This is a genomic window from Streptomyces sp. NBC_01549 (genome assembly GCF_026339955.1).
GTDB lineage: Bacteria > Actinomycetota > Actinomycetes > Streptomycetales > Streptomycetaceae > Streptomyces.
On the sequence record NZ_JAPEPW010000001.1, the window covers coordinates 566,659 to 582,329 of the forward strand.

Annotated in this window: 11 protein-coding genes and 1 pseudogene; 1 reads left to right on the top strand and 11 read right to left on the bottom strand. The window is 69.1% G+C overall.

Translation table 11 applies throughout. The annotated features are described in order from the left end of the window. Positions 1–112 precede the first annotated feature (112 nt). Positions 113–853, top strand: a complete 741-nt coding sequence (locus OG819_RS02365) for a DUF6292 family protein (RefSeq protein ID WP_266647794.1) — start codon at positions 113–115, stop codon at positions 851–853. A 922-nt stretch (positions 854–1,775) separates the two neighbouring features. On the opposite strand, the gene OG819_RS02370 is transcribed toward OG819_RS02365, so the two are convergent. From OG819_RS02370 to OG819_RS02420, 11 genes and pseudogenes are all read right to left on the bottom strand, one after another. Next, positions 1,776–1,979, bottom strand: a complete 204-nt coding sequence (locus OG819_RS02370; protein WP_097282459.1) for a cold-shock protein — start codon at positions 1,977–1,979, stop codon at positions 1,776–1,778. A 1,296-nt stretch (positions 1,980–3,275) separates the two neighbouring features. After that, complete coding sequence (locus OG819_RS02375) at positions 3,276–3,647, bottom strand: hypothetical protein (RefSeq protein ID WP_266647796.1); 372 nt, start codon at positions 3,645–3,647, stop codon at positions 3,276–3,278. Between the two features lie 137 nt (positions 3,648–3,784). Then, the gene (locus tag OG819_RS02380; RefSeq protein ID WP_266647797.1) at positions 3,785–4,993 is read right to left on the bottom strand and encodes an ISAs1 family transposase; all 1,209 of its coding nucleotides are present in this window, start codon (positions 4,991–4,993) and stop codon (positions 3,785–3,787) included. A 242-nt stretch (positions 4,994–5,235) separates the two neighbouring features. Next, the gene (gene ltrA, locus OG819_RS02385) at positions 5,236–6,489 is read right to left on the bottom strand and encodes a group II intron reverse transcriptase/maturase (protein ID WP_266647799.1); all 1,254 of its coding nucleotides are present in this window, start codon (positions 6,487–6,489) and stop codon (positions 5,236–5,238) included. Between the two features lie 755 nt (positions 6,490–7,244). Continuing rightward, a pseudogene (locus OG819_RS02390) lies at positions 7,245–7,400 on the bottom strand (IS3 family transposase); the annotation flags it as partial. 552 nt (positions 7,401–7,952) lie between these two features. Then, a complete protein-coding gene (locus OG819_RS02395) occupies positions 7,953–8,705 on the bottom strand; it encodes an ABC transporter permease (protein ID WP_164189879.1) in 753 nt (250 codons plus the stop codon). Between the two features lie 12 nt (positions 8,706–8,717). Then, complete coding sequence (locus tag OG819_RS02400; protein ID WP_266647800.1) at positions 8,718–9,680, bottom strand: ATP-binding cassette domain-containing protein; 963 nt, start codon at positions 9,678–9,680, stop codon at positions 8,718–8,720. A gap of 59 nt (positions 9,681–9,739) precedes the next feature. After that, positions 9,740–10,378, bottom strand: a complete 639-nt coding sequence (locus OG819_RS02405; RefSeq protein ID WP_266629659.1) for a PadR family transcriptional regulator — start codon at positions 10,376–10,378, stop codon at positions 9,740–9,742. A gap of 47 nt (positions 10,379–10,425) precedes the next feature. Beyond that, positions 10,426–12,882 carry an excinuclease ABC subunit UvrA gene (locus OG819_RS02410; RefSeq protein WP_266629657.1) on the bottom strand — a complete coding sequence of 819 codons (2,457 nt, stop codon included), beginning with the start codon at positions 12,880–12,882 and terminating at the stop codon, positions 10,426–10,428. A gap of 59 nt (positions 12,883–12,941) precedes the next feature. Further along, positions 12,942–14,495 (bottom strand): FAD-dependent monooxygenase, encoded by a 1,554-nt coding sequence (locus OG819_RS02415; protein ID WP_266647801.1) that lies wholly within the window; start codon positions 14,493–14,495, stop codon positions 12,942–12,944. Then, positions 14,492–15,667, bottom strand: coding sequence for a nucleotide disphospho-sugar-binding domain-containing protein (locus tag OG819_RS02420; protein ID WP_266647803.1), 1,176 nt, complete (start codon positions 15,665–15,667; stop codon positions 14,492–14,494). Before OG819_RS02420 ends, OG819_RS02415 begins: the two co-directional genes overlap by 4 nt. Between the last annotated feature and the right edge of the window lie 4 nt (positions 15,668–15,671).

A 15,671-nucleotide genomic window follows, 5' to 3' on the forward strand; every position in this document is an offset into this window, starting at 1 on the left:
GCCGCACGCGCTGCGGCGGACGCCAATCCGGCTCGGCACGACCTACGGCGACGTCACCGTCCGATCCCGACAGCGGAGAGAGAGTTCCGTGGCCAGCGAACCGAGCCCCCAGATGTCAGCTGAGCTCGCGAGGCGGGCGGGCCACTATGCCGCTGCTGTCGCCGAGTGCCTCCTGGAAGCGGGTCTGCCGGTGACCGGGATTCAGAGTTGCGGTCCCTGGCGCGACACGGACGGCGAGTACCTCGACGTCGAGGCCGGCATCTCGTTCACGCAGGCATTCGCGGATCAGCATGGCGGGGGCGACGGCGGGCTCCACTGGGCGGGCACGTCCGGCTGGTGTCTCTACACCACCGACAAGGAGGACCGGTACCTGTCCGGTGTCCGGTGGCCTGGGGCCGGCCTGCTTCCCGAGCCCCGGCTCGTCGCGGCCTTCGTCGATGCTTTCCGTCTCGACCCGGCCGGGGCCGGCAGCAGCGAACAGCCGTACTACCCTCAGGAGGGCCAGGACTTCCCCATGTTGCTGGACAGCCTGGCCCCCTACCTTCCCGCCCAGCCCTGCCTGTTCGAGGAACCCCAGATCCGCTTCGCCGACCTGCACAGACGCGCCTACGAAAACCGCGTGCGCCGGGCACTGGTCTCCCGCGCCTCCGACCCCCTGACCCACCTGTACCTCCGCCAGGGCGAGCTCACAGCCCTCCTGCACCTGCTCGAGTACGCCGAAAGCAGCAACCCCAGCGCCCTCAACAGGCTGCTGGCGGCCGACCTCGGCGCCCGCGCAGGCCGGCCCCTCGAAGCCGCGGAGACACACAAGGGCGCCCTCCAGGAAGCGAACCACCGGCGGCAAGCGCCTTGACAGAGACGGAGCGCAGCGGCAGAACGTGCCGGCCAGCCGCCCGCTCACGGCCCCGCCCCGGCAGCTTCCCGCTCCACGCAATCCCGCTCGACGTGACGGCGCGGGCGGAGCGGGGTCAGGTGCCAGGTCCGCGGGGCCCCGCCCCGCGGGCGCTCGGGGAAACTCGCCGGGGTGGGAGTTCATCCCAGACCGCCCAACGACCAGATGGACCAACCGGTTTGCGGCCGGGCAGCCCAACGGTGTCGCACCTCGCTGAGGGAGGACGGTGGCCGAGGTCGTCGCAGCGGACCAGAAACGGTGTCCAAGAGGGCAGACGGATCGTTTTGACGAACGTGACGGATGATCATTGGATGACCTCCAGCCAGGGCACACAGGCAGGCAGCGGCAAACGCAGAGCCGACGCCCGTCTTCCTGAACAAACGCGCCGAAGGCACCCCGCGCACGCCCGTGGCCAGACCCCAGCAGAAGCCCCGGACCAGGGCACACCCGTATACACACAGCTCGCCGCGGAATGGGCCGCCCGCGGCGCCACCGTCCCCTGCCGCCCCGACCCGCTGTGGCAGCGTCTGGCTTCTCCCGAACACCTCAGGCACGAGACAGAAAGCACCTTGCGCCAGCTTCACCTGGAAGGGAACACCCACCCCGCTGACCGCACACCCCAACTAGCTCAACCGGAGGCACCCCGCCGTGCGGGGCGATGAGCTTCGATGCGTGGCACGCTGCCCCGCGCCAGCCCCATCCTCGCGGTACGCCGCTCTCCACACGGTTCAGGGCCGCACAGCCAGCCGCTGCGCGGCCCTGAACCGTGCATCTCAGATCCCGCCGACGCGCCGGACAAGCCCAGGCGCCCGTCGTCCGGGGCGGGCGGTACGGCCGCATGGGACAGCCGTGCACGCCGAGCGCGGGCGGGGGGTGGGGAAGGTCAGGCCAGGTTGATGTTCTCGGCCTGCGGGCCCTTCTGGCCCTGGGTGACGTCGAACGTCACGATCTGGCCCTCCTGAAGCTCACGGAAGCCCGAGGAGTTGATCGCGGAATAGTGCGCGAAGACATCCGGGCCGCCGCCGTCCTGGGCGATGAAACCGAAGCCCTTCTCCGCGTTGAACCACTTCACAGTTCCCGTAGCCATGTCTCATGCCTTCCAGTCGATGAACGTCTCCCACTCCATGTGGAAGGCGGAGGTGATCGCCCTGGTCCCTGCGGCACAGCACAGCAAAACGCCCACACCAAAGGAGTGGACAAAGGGAACTTCCGAACCACGACAGCTGACGCAGACGCTACACGCCCACACACCCCGTCACCAGAGGAAACGATCACGCGGCACGCCTCAGACACGAGCGAGTGCACGGCCCGGGACACCGGCGGGCACGCCCACCTCAGGCCGCCGTCCGTGGCCGTTGTACCGCGCTGCGATCACCGACGTCAGCGCCTGGACCATGGACGAATTCAGCTGATCCGACCACTGAGCAACCACAGCGGCAAGAACCCGCTGCAAGCAGTCCCAGGGAGTGGATCGAGCATGATGAGGTCGAGGGCCGCCGGACGGGCGAACGCACCAACGCGTTCCCGCGCGCCTCCGCCTTCCAGGCGGAGGCATGCAGGGTGGGTCCGTGTCCTGACGCTTCATCAGAACAAGCGTCAAAAGAGCGTCGCGGCGACTTCGCTCTCGTCCACTCACAGACGGGGCACCCCATCCGTCATTCCCACGGCGCCCCAGTGGACAGCAGGTCAACAGCACTGCCCGGCCCTTCGGTACAGTCCACGTCGTGCACTCCGGGAAACACGTCGACTCGTTCTGACCAGGATCGACAGAAGCCGGAAAACAGCAGGTCAGGCGCCCTTCGTGACCGGTTCAAGAATCGCCACACACTCCACGTGCGAGGTCATCGGAAACATGTGCAACAAAAACATGTGGAAGGAAAATGCAGGTCAGAGCCCCACTCTCCACAAATCAGACACGGTGCCGATGTGCATTACGTGCAGAGTGGGCGCCACGTCAAAAATGTTGACGCTCGATTTGCTGCCCTCACCGCACACGCCATCTCACCGCCGACATCCACACCTCAGCCACGGCCCCCTCCGTAGAGGAGATCTCCGGCGGCTCCCGCTCCGCCAAACGGAACGATCTGCCGTCCCTGATCACAAGCGAGGAAAGGGCTTCACTCCAACCCGTCACCCCGCAGGGCAGCAGTGGGGCGCCGTCCGGGCTCTGCTCGATGTGGCGTCGGCCCGCGGGTGGCAGCCGGGAGAGCAGCGGGCGTTTGAGGTCGACGGCTGGCGCCTGCTGGAGGCGGTGGTCGCCGCGAGAGCTGGGGACGCTGGCACCGCGGGTTCGTAGGAGGTGACTCCGACCTCGCCTCGGACCGGCCCACCGCGCCGCGATCATGTAGTGGCTGAAGATGTCGATGATGACGTAGGCGTGATATCAGATCCCTCTGTCAGGTCCGGCCGCCTTGGTGATCTCCCAGGTGAACACCTGCGACGGGACGGTGGCCACCAGCTCGGGCACCGTCCTGGCGGGGTGGGTAGCCTGCCTTCGGCGCTCCCCGGACTGGCCTTTCCCGCGCAGGATCCGGTACATCGTGGAGACGGAGCAGTGGTACCGCCGGGCATCCAGCTCACGGGCCCAGATCTGGGCGGGCGCAAGTTCGGCATACTCGTCGCAGTTCATCAACTCCAGTACTGCGGCCGGCTCTTCGGCCGCCAGAGCCGAGGGCTGGACTTGCGGTCTGCTGGGTTTTCCCTCCGCCGGGGGCCGCAGCCTGCGGTAGTGGGTGGCCCGCGAGCGGCCAGTCAACCGGCATGCGGCAGTGATGCCCAGTGCGCGCCCCACGTCGGCAAAAGCATCGTCCGCAACCGGGTCGGCCGCGCGTCAGTCCGCGCCCTCGGAGATCGTTTCCAAGAGCGCGGAAGGTCGGGTGGCCCAGGGCTTGATCAAGTTCCGTAGGTGTCCGGATCGTTGGTGATGCCCAGGATGGGGAGTGCTCGTTGGGGATCGTCGCGGATGGCCCGGGTGGTCTTGGCGATGTTGTCGGCTCCGAGGGTTTTCAGCACGCCGATGGCGAGGTTGCGGAGGGTCGCCATGGCCCGTGGTGCGGTTCCGGCGTGGACGGTGGAGGCGTCCTCGGCGAAGGTGACATCCCTGATGTGGTGCGAGGAGTTCTCCACTCCCCAGTGCCCGCGAATCGCGGCGGCCAGGTCGGCGGGGCCGGCTTGGTGGGCGTCGAGGCTGGTGACGGCGTAGACACTCTCACGGGTCTCACGCCGGCCGGTCTGTTTGCGGCGGCGATGGACGCGGATGGCGAGGCGGGCGTGGGGAAAGGCGATTCCGCCGAGTTCGTCGGCGATCCCGCAGGTCTTGATCGAGCGCGACTCGTGGCGTCCGTGTCCGGTCCCGGAGGCGGTGTGCTGGACTGCGATGGACTGCCATGGCAGGGCGGCGAGTTGGGCGTGGGCGGTGGGCTGGTTGGTCTTGATCACGGCGATGTAGTGGGCCTTCTTGGTCTCGACCAGCCAGGAGATGTTCGCCTTGACCGAGTGCAGGGCGTCGAAGGTGACGACGGTGCCGGTCAGGTCCAGGAGTGCCAGCAGCGGACGGAAGTGTGTGGTTTCGTTCGTCTTCGCGCCGACCTCCACCTGGGCGAGGGTCACGACGGTGCCGTGGGTGACCGCGGAGAGCAGATGCCGGCGCGTCGCGGTGAGACGGGCTGATCCCTTGAGTGCTTTGCCGTCGACAGCGATCACGCGCGGCCGGCCGGACACGGAGGGTGACGGCGCCTGGGCGGACTCGGTGGCGGCGCGGTGCCGGTCGGCCAGGTAGGCGCCCACCGCCCGGTCCAGGGCGTCACCGTCAACAGCCCCCAGCACACGGCCGATCGTGGCCGGCGACGGAGTGCGCCGCCATCTGAGCAGGTGGCGGCGGATCCCGATCACTGTCAGCAGTGCGTTCGAGGCACGCTGACCCCACTCGGCGAGTTCGTCGATGCTCCTCGCTCCCGAGACGACCGCGCAGGCACACACCAGCAGGACCGCTGTCAGCGAGTACCACCGGCCCCGCCGTGCGCGCGGGTCGGGCACTGAGTCGAAGTAGGGGCGCAGGTCGGCGATCCGGCCGGTGTCCAGCGGCCCCAGTTTCACCAGCACGGCAGGGATGGGAGAGGATGCAGCAGCAGGCACGGGCCACCTCATGATCATCTGGCTTAGACACCACAATGATCACGAAGCCCGTGCCTGCTCTGCTATGCGCCCCAACCGGTCACAACCCGACCAGCCGCACGACCCCGGAACTTGCAACCGCCCTGCGGGTGGCCCGGGGGAATTTCACCCCCAGGCTCCCACAGATCCCGGCGTGACAGTCTCCCGTCACCGGGCTCCTATTGTCCTGGTCACCAGATCGAGTGGACCCATTTCCAATGGGCGAAGAAGAGCGGGTACGCGGTGGTGACCTGCTTCCATCGCCGGTGGAACTTCTTGAAGGTCTTCAGCCGTCGGTATTTCTTGCGGACCCAGCGCATCAGGTAGTAGTTGATGCGCTTGAGGAGGGGATACAACTCGGTGCGATAGAAGGCACCGTAGTACTGCATCCAGCCGCGGATGATGGGGTTGAGCCATCGCGCGAATTCGCCGAGGGTGTAGCCGATGTGCATGTGGAGCCGCCAGGAGCGGACCTCCGCGCTCATCTTCTTGAGGGCGTCCTTGCTGGGCGCCGGAAGGAATGAAGTGAAGATCTTTTCGTTCCGGTCTCGCGCTGGACGACGCTGGAACGTGAAACCGAGGAAGGTGAACGACGTCGCCACGACACCGTCGTGGCGCCCGTCTCTTCCGCAGTACACGATCCGGGTCTTGGCCGGGTGCAGTTGCAAGCCGACCTCTTCCATCCTGTCCCCGATCGCCTTCAGGACCGCACGGGCCCGGCGCTCGGAATCGCAGTGCACGACTGCATCATCCGCATAGCGCTCGAACTGGAAATCCGGAAAACTCCGGGAGAGCCACAGGTCGAATGCGTAGTGCAGGAACAGATTCGCCAGCACGGGCGAAACCGCCGATCCCTGTGGGGTTCCGCGATCCCGCTGCTGCAAGCTGCCGTCGGGAAGTTGCAGTGGAGCGGCAAGCCACCGCTTCACATACAACACGACCCACGCGGCATCGGTATGGGTCTCCACCGCCTTAATGACGAGGTCCCAGCGGACGCTGTCGAAGAACTTGGAGACATCGAGATCGACGGCCCACTTCTTCTTCCAGCACCGCCGCCGGCATGTCTCAACCGCGTTCAGAGCCGACCTACCCGGCCGGTAGCCGTAGGAGTCCGGGTGGAACACCGGTTCCACCCGCTTCTCCAGATGAGCGGCCACCACCGTCTGGGCGATTCTGTCCGCGACCGTGGGCACACCGAGCAAACGAACCCCTCCGCCATGCGCCTTCGGGATTTCCACGCCTTTCACCGGAGGGGGAAAGTAGCTTCCCGAAGACATCCGATTCCAGATCTTATAGAGGTTCCCCTTCAGATCCTTCTCGAACTCCTCGATCGTGCAGCCATCCACCCCCGGAGCACCCTGATTGGCCTTGACCTTCAGGTACGCCTCCCAGACCTCCGTCTTTGAGATCTCGAACGACTTGATCTGTGACTTCAGCTCGCCCACGCAGCTCCTCCCAGGGAACTCCTGGTTGACCGAACAAACGAACCACGGACAATCCGGCCCCTTCGCTCCGCTCCCACCGCGCCCAGCAGGAGGTTCACCACTACTACGAACCGGTCCGCCAACACACTTCGCTTCGGTACTCAGTTCCTCACGGGTTGTCCGCTTGGAAGGCTCCCTTTCACAACACTGCGCAAAGAACGCAGAGTTGAGGCATCGAAGTGTGTCTTCCCACGTTCCACACGAAAGCAGCAGACCAGATTCACGTCACCTCCACGCCGGGCACCACCTGGCCAGTAAACGGGTTTCCGCCAGACTCATCCCGGGCCAAAAAGTAACACCCGGTTCTGATGCCATTTCATCAATAACGACGCGTCAACAGCGATCCCCACAAGGGGACTGCGCTCCGTCTCCCTGATCCCCACCTGACGCCTCACGGACGCCTTTTCCACAGTCGCTCACCACGGTCACGTCACCGCTCCCGCAGCATGTGGCGGTTTGAAGTCTCCCCCCGCAGGGCGACTCCGAAGGGCCGAAAATCCTTCATCTCTCGTGCAGCACCGCGTTCAGCTACTCAACTACCACAAGCAGCCTCCGCGTTCGTGGCACACCTTTTCCCATGACCTCTAACGCGGCCTTGTTCCAGGCCAGTTTCTTCTCCAGACGCTCCACGTGGCGCCGCAATCTATCGTTCTCCACCTCGGCAGCAGACTTCTTCGGCCTCGCCGGGCTGGTGTGCTTGTCGACCAGCTTCTACAAGCCCCGGCATCCCGCGCGGCCCGCCGTTCCTTCACGTGCGAGTGGTACAGCCGCTCACGGCGCAGGATCGCGCCTTTCTCATTCTTGGGCGCGGCGTCGTACTCGGCCGCGATCCGCAGCTTGTACTCGGCGCTGAAAGTGCGGCGCTTCGGCCGGGGGCCGGGCCGGATCCGGCGGGCTTGGTGCTGGTCATAAGGGGGGAGTTCTCCTGCCGTGCCCTCTCAGGCCAACCCGCCGAAGCGGGGCATCTCGCCAAAGGCTGGCAGCGAGGGCTTGAACGGCGGCTTCCAGGGCAAGGACGCATGGCAAGACCAGGGGAGTGTCGGCCCACACGAGCGAAGCCCTCCAAGGAGCCTGAGCAGTGCAGGAGCCCGACGGCGCGTCCCGGCGTTCCGGGACACACCGTCTCTGGCCTGCCACTCCCCGATGAGCCGGCGGATGATGGGCGCGACAGCCGCCGGCCCATTTCGTGCACGCCCGCAACGGGACCGGCGGCCCCCCGGTCGGCGAGGCGAAAATGTGCCCTTGTCCGCCCAGTCGGCACCGGCCACGATGCATTCCCACTCCGCTCCTCCCGGTGCTGGCGGAGGAGCTTGATCAGCTGCGGCAGCCGAAGGGGGGTCCGCCGGCTGCCGTGAACGTCATCGAGTGGCAGTACCGCGCCGATTGCCCACCACGCCTGTGACGACAGCGAAGGCGTAAGAGGCTCAAGCGTTGTACCTGGCGAAGATGCGGGTGCCGGCCACCGCCGACACGATCATCAGGCCGACCACCACGCACATGCCGGTCAGGACGGCGTGTGAGCCGTACTCGCCGGCGAAGAATCCGCGCATGGCGTCCACCGCGTAGCGCAGGGGATTGGCGGAGCCGATCGCTTTCAGCCAGCCGGGAGCGTGGGTCAGGGGAAGGAGGATGCCGGACAGCAGCATCAGAGGCAGGGCGATGCCGTTGAGGACGGGCGCGAAGAGCCACTCCGACGTCAGCTTCAGCGCCAGCGAGTACGAGAGGAAGGCCAGGCTGATTCCCACGAGCATCATCATGGCGATGGCCGCCAGCACGCCCCCTACCGGAGCACGCAGCCCGAAGAGCATGGCGATGAGGACGATGACGACCGACTGGACGAACAGCGCCAGCACGTCCCAGATCACCCGTCCCAGCAGTAGCCCGAGTCGGCTCGCCGGGGTCACCCGCAGTCGTTCCAGATAGCCCGAACGGACATCGGGGATCAGTCCGAACCCCGCGTAGCCGGTGGCGAACAAGCCCAGTTGGACGAGCAGGCCCGGGATGTAGATCTGCCAGGCGGACGCGCCGCTCTCCGGCAGCGTTTTGACCAGGAGGGGGCCGAACAGGGCCATGTAGACGAACGGTTGGACGAGGCCGATGAGCAGACCCATCCTCTTCTGTGCCACAGCGGCGGCCTCGTCGCGGAAGACGATCGCCGCGTCTCGGATCGTGTGCATCTACAACTCCCCTCAGGCGTGGACGGCGTCCGCGTCTCGCTGCGGACGGCGGTCGGTCATGGTCATGAAGACGTCGTCGAGCGTGGGCTTCACCACACGCAGGGATTCCACCCGGATGCGCGCGGACTCGAGCACGCGCAGCAGGTCGGCGAGGAGGCGCTCGGCGTCGCGGCAACTGACCGACAGAACGACGCCGTCCACCGACACGTCGTGGACGTCGGAGTGGGCGGCGAGCAGGTCGGTGGCGCGCGCGGCGTCGCCGTCGACCTCGATCTCGATGGTGTCGTGGGAGATGGCGGCCTTCAGGCTCCGCGGGCTGTCCTCGGCGATGATGCGGCCCTTGTCGATGATCAGGACACGGTCGCAGAGGTTGTCGGCCTCGTCGAGGTAGTGAGTGGTGAGGAACACGGTGGTGCCCTGCTCGTCACGCAGGCGGCGGATGTGGTCCCAGACGCCGTTGCGGCTCTCGGGGTCGAGGTTGGCGGTGGGCTCGTCGAGGAAGAGCAGCTTCGGCTCGTGCACCAGGCCCAGCGCCATGTCGACGCGGCGTCGCTGGCCGCCCGAGAGCGTCCGGATGACGCGGCTCGCGAGGTCCCCGAGACCGAGCTGGGCGATCACCTCGTCGGCGCGGGCCTCGGCCTCGGGGCGGGACATGTCGTAGAGGCGGCCCTGCAGGACGAGGTCCCGGCGGACCGGGGAGCTGGGCTTGGCGCCGCCCGCCTGGGAGACGTAACCGATGTGTGTGCGGACCTTCGCGGGCTCGTGCAGCAGATCGCAGCCGGCGATGACGGCCGTGCCCGAGCTCGGTGGGAGCAGGGTGGTCAGCATCCGCATGGTGGTCGTCTTGCCGGCGCCGTTGGGCCCGAGGAAGCCGACGATTTCTCCCGCGTTGACGGTGAAGTCGACTCCGGCCACCGCCTGGACCGAGCCCTGCTTGGTGTGGAACGTCTTGGCCAGCCCCTTGGCCTGGATCATGGGTAACGCCTTCCTTGGCGGATACGGTTCGGCCCGCTGGTGCGTTGCGGGTGGTGCGGTCATGCCTGCTGTCCTTCGGTCTCGTTGTGGTCGGTCCACACCTGACGGCCTTCCCTGGTGATGAGTTCGGGCCAGGTGAGGGTGCCGTTCTGAATCTCGCCGACGATCTGCCGGGCCCAGTCCCGCTCGGCTTCGGCCATGGTCAGGGCGTATTCGAGTTCGATCACGAACAGCCGTGGCGTGTGCTGGCCCAGCACGTCGGCCTGCGCCTGGCGGGCCTCGTCGATCTGCTCGTCCAGGCGGGCGATGCGTTCCCCGAGAGCCTGGACGGCGCGTTCGGGCCCCAGGGCGCCGAGGTAGCTCACCGCGGCGAGGAAGCTGGGGTACTCCTTCACCGGGGTGCGGACGAGTTCGTCGAGCCAGCTCATGAACTCCTTGCGGCCCAGCTCGGTGTGGGCGTACACGGTGCGCTCCGGCCGGCGTCCGGCGCGTTCGGTGCTGTGCTCCGCGATCCAGCCCGCCCGCACCAGGGATTCGACGACGTCGTAGAGCGAACCGGTCTTGACCTTGAAACTGGCGTCCTTCTCGCGCTCCCGCAAGGTCGCGGCCATCTCGTAGGGATGCATCGGCTGCTCCAGCAGCAGTCCGAGGACCGCGAGTCCCAGCAGATTGGACACCGGCCGTTTACGCACCGTCACAGGTCATCTCCTTTAGTCGGATCCGACTATACGGTATCGACTGATACTCACGGTGCAGCCGCCCCGGGGAGGATCTCCCGCAGATACTCGGCCGTGGGGCCCGAGTCCGGGCGGAGAGCGTCCGGGCGGCCGCAGTGCAGCACCCTGCCGCCGGCCTCACCGCTGCCCGGCCCCATGTCGACCAGCCAGTCCGCGGCGGCGGCCAGATGCAGGTCGTGCTCGGCGAGGACGACCGTATTGCCCGCGGCGATGAGCACGTCGAACGCATCGACCAGCACCTGGACGTCCGCCGGATGCAGACCCGTGACCGGTTCGTCCAGTACCACGAGTCCGGGCTGCCGCGAACCCTTGGTCAGCGCGGCAGCGAGCTTCAGCCGTTGCGCCTCACCGCCGGACAGCACGGTGGCGCTCTGCCCCAGATGCAGATAGCCCAGCCCCGTCTGCCGCAGCGCCGTGAGCACCGGACGCAGCGCGGGGGTGTCGAGGCGCTCGGCGGCCTCGTCGACGGTCAGGTCCAGCACCTCGTCGATGGCCAGATCCCGGTAGGTCACCGCGAGCACCTCGGGCCCGTACCGCCTGCCGTCGCAGACGTCGCAGGTGACCCAGACGTCGGGCAGGAAGTTCATGTCGACCTGCCGCACGCCGTACCCGGTGCACGGTTCGCAGCGGCCGCCCGGCGAGTTGAAGGAGAAGGAAGCCGCCGTCAGCCCGCGGCGGGCGGCGGCGTCGGTGCCCGCGAACAGGTTGCGGATCAGGTTGAACGCCTTGGTGTACGTGGCCGGGTTGGAGCGCGGGGTCCGGCCGATGGGCTCCTGGTCGACCACGGTCGCCCAGTGCAGCGGGCCGGTCCAGGCCGCCTTGCCCACACCCGGCGCGCTCGTACCGTCGAGACGGGCCTGCACCGCGCCGGCCACCCCTTCGATGAGCAGGGTGCTCTTGCCGCTGCCGCTCACGCCCGTGAGGCAGGTCAGCGCTCCCAGCGGGATGTCGATCCGGTCGGCGCGCACCGTGCGCACCGCGACGTCGGTCAGCGTCAGCATCCGGTCGTCGCGGACCGGGCGCCGGGCGCGCCGTACCCGCCCGCCCTGCAGCGCCAGGTAGCGGCCGGTCAGCGATTCGGGAGAGGCCGCCACCTCCTGCGGAGTGCCCTGGGCCACCAGCCGCCCGCCCCCGCGCCCGGCCCTCGGGCCGACGTCGATCACCCAGTCCGCCCGGCCGATCAGCTCGGGATCGTGCTCGATCATGAGGACGGTGTTCCCGGAGCCGCGCAGGTCCTCGATGAGCTCGGCCAGCCGCGCCTTGTCGGCCGGGTGCAGCCCCGCGGACGGCTCGTCGAGGACGAACGCCACCCCCGACAGCTCCGTGCACAGCTGGGCCGCCACCCGCGCCCGCTGCAGTTCTCCACCGGAGAGCGTGGGCGCCGGCCGGGAGAGCTGGACGTGCCCGACGCCGAGCCGAACTAGCAGCCGAAGCCTCGCCTGCACCGCGGGCAGGACAGCCTGCGCCGCCTCCCGCTGGGCCGGTCCGAGCGTCGCGGCCAGGCCCTCACCCCAGTCGAGGACCTCCTCGACCGGACGGTCGAGCAGTTCGTGCAGGCGCCGTCCGCCGAGCCGCACGGTACGGGCGACCGCGCCCAGGCCCGTCCCCTCGCACTCGGCGCACGACTCGTTGCGGACGAAGGGCTCGTACGTCTCCCGCATGGCCGGGTTGGCCGCGGCGGCGTACAGTCGTTCGACCTCGGCGATCGCCCCCGGCCAGGGCCGGCTGTCGCGGACGCTGATCGCGGTGCCGCTCTTCTTCATGGTCGTCTCGTAGGCGATCTCCACGGCTTCCTCGCCCGTGCCGTGCAGCACCGCCTCCCGGAAGTCCGCGGGCTGCTCCCGCCAGGGCCGGTCGAGATCCGTCCCGAAGCTGCGGGCCAGCGCCGCCATCGTCGCCCGCTCGGGAGTACGCGCCATGGCGAACCACGGCGAGGCCCCGGCCGGCAGCGGCAGGCCGGGCTCGGTGATCAGCAGCGCCTCCTCGGACCGGGCCCGGCCGCCGCTCCCGCGGCACTCCGGACAGCACCCCTCCGGCATGGTCGGGTTGAACTGCGCGGGCTTCAGTGCGGCGCCCAGCGCGGGGTCCCAGTCCCGGCCCAGCGGAGGCAGTCGGGCGAAGGCCAGGCCGAGGTAGTCGTTGACGCCGGTGACCGTGGCCATCGTGGAGCGCGGGCTGCGCGCCGGGACCCGCTGGTCAACAGCGAGCGTGGGGGGCAGCCCCTCGATCCGGGTCACCTGCGGGCGGTCGCGCGGGGTGATGAACTGGCGGACGAACGGGCTGATCCCCTCCAGATACCGCAGCTGGGCCTCGGCGTGGATGGTGTCGATCAGCAGTGAGGTCTTGCCGCTGCCGCTCACCCCCGAGAACGCGACGATTCTCCCCTTGGGCACGGAGACCGTCAGGTCGTCCAGGTTGTGCGTGCGGGCACCGACCACCTCGATGGCGTGTTCCCCAGATCCCATAACACCCTCCTCGGACTCAGATAGTCGGTTCCGAATATATGGGTTCGGCTATATCGGGATCAAGGTGCTGGGTGACGGCCCTCGGCGGCCGGTGGACCGAACCAGCGGGCCAGCCCCGCGCGCAGTTCGTCGGCCGTGTCGGCCGCCGAACCCGCCCAGGCGACATAGCCGTCCGGACGGACCAGCAGCGCCTGCGCCGACGGCTCCACGGCCGCCTCCCCGGCGACCACGGACACCCGGTCGGCCCACGGCCGCGCCGCCTCCCGCAGATCGGCCCTCCCTGCCAGATCGAGCAGCAACGGCCGGGCCGGGCGCAGCAGTTCGGCCACCGGCACCGGCCCTTCCGGCCGACCGGACAGCACCAGCCAGCCCGCGAAACACCCTGTCCACGGATGCGCCTGGCCCGGCGAAGCGGAGGTGAACGTCGCATAGCGCACGTCGGTGCCGGTGATCATGCGGCCGAAGTATCGGTTGACCTCGTCGATGCCGAGCAACTCCTCGATGAAGCCGCGCAGCGGAGTGGTGTGCTGCTCGTCCGGGCGCATCAGGGCGAGCTGCGCCCGCGTGTTGAGCAGGACCCGTTCGGCGACCGGATGCCGCTCGCCGTGGTAGGTGTCGAGCAGTTCCTCCGAACCCCACCCGCGGACCCGGGCCGCCAGCTTCCAGCCCAGGTTGACCGCGTCCTGCAGGCCGGTGTTCAGCCCCTGGCCGCCGATCGGGAAGTGCACGTGCGCCGCGTCACCGGCGAGCAGCACCCGCCCGCTGCGGTAGTGCTCCGCCTGCCGACTGGCGTCCCCGAACCGGGACAGCCACGTCACCGGTTCGGTCAGCTTCAGTGGCGTGCCCCGCACGCGCGCGACCGCGGCGTTGAGGTCCTCCAGGGTCACCGGACCCTCGTCCGCCGCCGGGGCGTGCCCGTACTCGATGACGACCGCCCGGCCCGTGCCGCCCTCCGGCGGGAAGGCCAGAACCAGAATGCCGTCGGGGGTGCGCTCCCAGCGGCGCGGCACATCGCGCTCGGGAGTGGCCACGTAGCCGATCAGCGCGCGGACGGTGGCCTCGGTGCCGGGGAAGCCGATCCCGGCCAGCCGGCGCACCGCGCTGCGCCCGCCGTCGCAGCCGACCACGTAGCGGGCCCGCACCCGGTAGGGGCCGCGCGGCCCCTCCACCGTCGCCTCCACGCCCTCCGCGTCCTGGCGCAGTCCGGTCACCTCGTGGCCGCGGCGGATCTCCGCGCCGGCCTGGTGCGCGTGCTCCGCCAGCAGGACCTCGGTGCGCGACTGCGGCACCAGGGCCGTGTACGGGTGCCGGGTGTCCAGCAGGCTGAAGTTCAGGCCCTGGCTGAAGATCCCGGCGAAGGGCAGCCCCTTGGCGACCTGCGTCCCCTCGAGGAAGCGGTCCAGCAGCCCGCGCAGGTCCAGCATCTCCACGGTCCGGGTGTGCAGGGCCCCTGCCCGGTCGTGTCCGGCGGGCTCGACGAGCTTCTCGAGCACCAGGGCCTCCACCCCGCCGGCCCGCAGCTCCCCAGCCAGCATCAGGCCGACCGGGCCTCCTCCCACCACCACGACATCCGTCGTCAGGGCGGCGTCGTCTGCATTGCCGTTGTGCATCATGCGCCTTTCGTGATCGGTGCAGCCGGTAGGGACCACTGGACGACCAACTCCTCGAAGGAACCGGCGACCTGGACCGGGGACGGGCGGGTCAGGACCCGGTCCTGGAGTGCCGCGGCGGCCCGCGCGTGCCGGTCGTCGGTGACCAGCCGCCGTACCGCCGCATCGACGGCGCCCGGATCCGCCTCCTGCGCGTTCAGGTGCAGTCCGGCGCCGGTTTCCGCCAACCTGCCTCCATTCAGAGCCCGTTCGAAGGTGTCGCTCACGACGAGCTGAGGCAGTCCACGCACGACAGCGCCCAGCAGCGTGTTGGCCCCGCCGTGGTGCGCGACCGCCGTGCACGAGGGCAGTACGGCGTGCAGCGGCACGCCGGTCACCGCCCGCACCCCGGCGGGGAGTTCACCCAGCCCTGCGAGGTCCTCGGCGCGCGCGACGAGCACCACCTCCATGCCGAGCCGCGGCAGCCCGCACACCGCCCGCATCAGCGGGTGACCGCCCGGCACGCCGTCGGTGAACGTCCCCCACGTCACACAGAGCCGATGCCGTTCGGGAGGATCGAACAACCAGGTGGGCACCCTCCCTGGCCTGTCCACTGGGACGAAGCGGACCGGAACCCCGATGCCAGGTCCCAGCCGCTGCATCGGAGCGGGACATGGATCGATCACGAACTCCCGCGCCGACGGCCACACACTCCCCGGCACCTCGGCCGTCACCAGCTCGCGCACCCTCTCTCGCAGCCAGGCGCCGGGCGGCGTACCGAAAAGGTCCGGCCCCCACAGGTGCCGCAGCGTGGGGATGCCCCGTGCCGCGGCGACCGCCTCGGCGGCGAAGGCCACCGGCTCGTGCACCACCGCGTGCGGCCGCCAGCGGTCGACGAGCGCCGCGAGCCCGTCCAGCATGGCCAGGGCGTTGTCGGCGAACATGCGGGGCAGCGCGCCCCGCTCCTGGTAGTACGGCTCGCCGGGGACTCCCCGCACGCTCTCGCGGTGCCGCCGGGCGAACCCGCCGTCCGCGCTCACCCGCACCACGGTCAGCCCGAGCGCCAGCGCGCCCGGCGCCGTGTCGGCGTCGCAGGCCACCCGCACGTCGTGCCCGGCGGCCCGCAGGGCCCAGGCCAGCGGAACCATGGGAGCGAGGTGCGAACTGGAGACGGACGTCACGAACAAGATGCGCATGAAA

Coding starts and splice junctions, on each gene's coding strand:
- OG819_RS02365 (WP_266647794.1), top strand. CDS start 113: ATGTCAGCTGAGCTCGCGAGGCGGGCGGGCCACTATGCCGCTGCTGTC.
- OG819_RS02370 (WP_097282459.1), bottom strand. CDS start 1,979: ATGGCTACGGGAACTGTGAAGTGGTTCAACGCGGAGAAGGGCTTCGGT.
- OG819_RS02395 (WP_164189879.1), bottom strand. CDS start 8,705: ATGCACACGATCCGAGACGCGGCGATCGTCTTCCGCGACGAGGCCGCC.
- OG819_RS02400 (WP_266647800.1), bottom strand. CDS start 9,680: ATGATCCAGGCCAAGGGGCTGGCCAAGACGTTCCACACCAAGCAGGGC.
- OG819_RS02410 (WP_266629657.1), bottom strand. CDS start 12,882: ATGGGATCTGGGGAACACGCCATCGAGGTGGTCGGTGCCCGCACGCAC.
- OG819_RS02415 (WP_266647801.1), bottom strand. CDS start 14,495: ATGATGCACAACGGCAATGCAGACGACGCCGCCCTGACGACGGATGTC.
- OG819_RS02420 (WP_266647803.1), bottom strand. CDS start 15,667: ATGCGCATCTTGTTCGTGACGTCCGTCTCCAGTTCGCACCTCGCTCCC.